Source organism: Plesiomonas sp. (genome assembly GCF_051650925.1).
Classification (GTDB): Bacteria; Pseudomonadota; Gammaproteobacteria; order Enterobacterales; family CAMTGL01; genus Plesiomonas.
This window is the reverse complement of the sequence record NZ_JBOFRH010000454.1, coordinates 1-3,682: the sequence shown is the minus strand read 5'-3', so window position 1 is coordinate 3,682 and position 3,682 is coordinate 1. Positions and strand designations below refer to the sequence as shown.

The 3,682-nt window shown below is 49.2% G+C and carries 3 protein-coding genes; all 3 read right to left on the bottom strand.

The window, feature by feature from the left end:
- Positions 1–641: FAD-dependent oxidoreductase (locus ACRC27_RS11040; protein ID WP_438639882.1), on the bottom strand; the 641-nt coding region annotated here is incomplete at its 3' end.
- A gap of 51 nt (positions 642–692) precedes the next feature.
- A complete protein-coding gene (locus ACRC27_RS11035) occupies positions 693–2,441 on the bottom strand; it encodes a putative 2-aminoethylphosphonate ABC transporter permease subunit (protein WP_438639881.1) in 1,749 nt (582 codons plus the stop codon).
- Positions 2,438–3,505, bottom strand: coding sequence for a putative 2-aminoethylphosphonate ABC transporter ATP-binding protein (locus tag ACRC27_RS11030; RefSeq protein WP_438629133.1), 1,068 nt, complete (start codon positions 3,503–3,505; stop codon positions 2,438–2,440). The genes ACRC27_RS11035 and ACRC27_RS11030 overlap by 4 nt, the downstream gene beginning before the upstream one ends.
- Positions 3,506–3,682 lie beyond the last annotated feature (177 nt).

Below are 3,682 nucleotides of genomic sequence, written 5' to 3'. Positions count from 1 at the left end.
TACACCTCAACACCCATCTCGCGGGCAACCCGCAGCAAACCACGCACCAGCAGTGCCGGTTGTACCGATCCGGCATGCGGGCTAAATACGGCCTCTTGGTGAACAGATGAACCACACATTTTCGTGACGTTGTCACTTTCAACCGATTGCCACTGATTAATTCCTGCCTGATTAAGGGCGTCAATGACCGGTGTCATGCCGCCTTGCTGTGCCCGATTGGTCGCAGTATAGAGTGTTCCCTCCAGCCGTAAATCAGCCTGAATCTGGTGTTTTTGGCAGAATTGGTCAATTTCATGTACTGCCTGCTCTGACACTTTAACCAACCATTGAGCCTGCGCTTCACCAAAAAGCTTTTTGAGGGAAAGGTATTTTGCCGACCAAGTTAGTAAGCAGCCGCCGTTACGCCCTGATGCACCACTGCCACTGAGGTTTTTTTCCAGCACCACAATACGCTGTGCGGGGTTGGCCTGTTTTAGGGTGATGGCACACCATAATCCGGTAAAACCGGCACCCACGATACAGATATCGGTCTGCTGATGGCCGGTTAGCGGTGATTTTTCAGTCTGATCTTGTGGTTGGCTATCTGCTTCACGGGCCAGCGCCTGATCCATCCAAAAAGAGTGCGTAAATGGGGTAGACATAGTGAACTCCTGGTAGTTGTTCAAAACAGGATTTTGTATCCCTGAACCGTGTTATGCATTACGCCAGCGTTGTGTGCGAGCCAGCAAAGTGCGGCTGAAGAACAACTGCAATAATTTAATACTGGTGGCGGCTAACAAGATCAAACTGGCCATTGCGGCAGCAGAGGCGGTATCACCTGAATCTTCCATATTAAGTACGGCAATAGAGGCTAAAATACTGTCACTGGAGTACAAAAAAATCACCGCTGAGGTTGTGGTCATGGCGTTAACAAACAGATAGATAAAGATCTCAAGCAGTGCTGGCAGGCAAACCGGCAATGTGACTCGCCAGAAAGTTCGCCATTGTGAAAGTTTTAGAGATACAGCCACCAGCTCAAGCTCTCGTGGAAGCTGTTTTAAACTGGTAAGGGCGGTCATGTGGCCAACGGTGTAATAGTGGATCACACAAGACAGCATCAATAACGGAAGCGTACCGTACAGCCCATGAAAAGGGTTGCCCGGAGTATTAAAAAAGAAGATATAGCCCAAGCCGAGAACAATGCCCGGTACTGCCAGTGAAAACATGGCTAACAGATGCATCAGATGGCGCAGAGGGGCAAAATATTGGCCTTTTTCCTGTATCCATGCCAACAGTACAATCACGGTAGTGCCAAAAATGGCACTAAAAAACCCCAACTGGAGAGTATTCGTGAAAGGCTGCCAGCCATATACGCTGTTGCTCTCAAATGCATAATGGTCAAATGTCAGCGTGAGATTGTAGGGCCAGAACTGCACCAGAGATCCATATACCGCCATGCCGACCAGTGCCAAAAAAAGTACGGCCCAAAGTCCACACCACAACAACGCCAGCAGATCACGCAGCCGATGTGGTGATGGCTGATACGGTACCGCTCGAGAGCTGCTTTGCTCTTGCATACGGCTTCTCACTCGGTGTTCAATAGCAAAACTGGCTATCGCCGGCAATAACAGCAGCACACTGGCAACTGCCCCGAGCGAGAAGTTCTGCATACCAATCACCTGACGGTAGATATCGGTTGCTAACACATTGAATTGCCCGCCGATCACTTTTGCTACCCCGAAATCACAAATAACCAGCGTAAACACCGTAATGGCGGCGCTGATTAACCCGTAACGGGCGGTAGGCAACGTGACCGTAATAAACGTACGCCATGCGGGGCTGCCAAGCACGCGGGCAGATTCATATAGCCTTGCATCACTGTGGCTTAATGCGGTGATTAAGATCATCAGTGCATGTGGGAAACACCAAAACCCCAGCCCAATAATAATCCCCAGCGGCCCGTAAATACTGAATTCGCCCAGTAGCCCTTTTGCAACACCCTGATTGCCAAACCAGTACACCAGACTGATCGCTGGCAGTAATGAGGGCATCAGTAGCGGGATCAAACCTATCAATCGGAACAGGCTTTTGCATGGCATCTGCGTACGTGTTAGCGCATAGGCATAACCAAACGCGACAGTGATCACCAGCAGCGTAATACTCACTCCCAGCATTAGTGTGTTGCCCACCGTACGGCCCAAATTGGCCGATGTTAGGTAGTGGCGAAAATTGTCAAAACCTACCCATGCGCCGTCGGTATTTTGCAGGCTTTTTTGCAACATACTGAGCACCGGTAGCAACAGGCCACCACAGAGCAGCGCAATACCCAGTATCAGTAAAACAAGCTGCGCACACTTATCGCCATTCCAGCGGCGGGTTATCTGTTGCCAAACAGAATAACGGGTAGCTGACATACTGCGTTGAGAAGACGTATTGGTGGGAAGAGAGTCCATACTGCTCATGAGGCCTCCTGAAGTGGAAAGGTGCGCATTGCCTCATCAGCCCACTGCAAAGAGCACGGCATACCGGTTTCCCAGCCAGCAGATTCGCTGTAAGGACGCTGTACTAATAGTGTTTGCGGGCCAAGATAGGTGTCGGCAGTACAAATAAAGCGTTGTGATGTACCTAGAAACTCAATTTGCTCGATCCGTGCCTGTAGGCCTTGTTCAGAAGGCGGCGTTAAATGAATCGCTTCAGGTCGGATAGCTAATTCGAGTTTATTGCCAGAAAATACCGCGTTATCTACCCGCAGCGGGTGCTTGTTCAAACGCACTTCACGCGGATTCATTGCTAGCGCGGTAATAAAATTCATATTGCCAACAAAACTGGCCACAAAACGGTTAGCAGGCTGGTGGTAGATCTCACTGGGTGTTCCAATCTGAACAATACTGCCCTGATCCATCACCACAATACGATCGGCCATCGTTAAGGCCTCTTCCTGATCATGTGTGACCATAATGGTGGTGATGCCTAAACGTTGTTGAATTGATCGGATCTCCGTACGTAAGTGCGTTCGCACCAGTGCATCGAGTGCACTCAGCGGCTCATCGAGCAGTAATAATCCGGGGGATAGAGCCAGAGCACGAGCCAGCGCAACCCGCTGTTGCTGGCCGCCGGAGATCTGGCTCGGGTATTTATGAGATTGTTCTGTTAATCCAACTAGTGCCAGCCAGTGATTGACCCGTTCCCTGAGTACGTCTTTGGTCAGTTTTAGTGTTTGTAAACCAAAGGCAATATTTTCTGCCACCGTCAGGTTTGGAAAAAGCGCATAAGATTGAAAAACAATACCAAAATCACGTTGTTGTGGAGGAAGCAAGGTTATTTCGTTTCCGCCTTGCGATACCGTTCCACTGTCAGGGTAATCAAGGCCGGCAATTGCTCGCAATAATGTTGTCTTACCACAGCCAGATGGCCCGAGAAAACAGACAAACTCACCTTGTTCGATATGAAGCGAAATCTCTTTAAGCGCCCAAAATGCGCCAAAGTGCTTATTCAGATTCTGGATCTGCAGATAGGGCTGGTTCATTATTCAACTCACTGCTGTCTTGGTATATACCAGTTTGACGATCAATTATGACCTGCACATGAACAGAATATGACTGATGTATGACAAGAGAATGACTTAGCGGGATAGGTGATCCTGTTTGAAGAGGGGGACAAGTCTGAAATACGGTTTTTGTAGGATAGGGAAACCAAGATGATT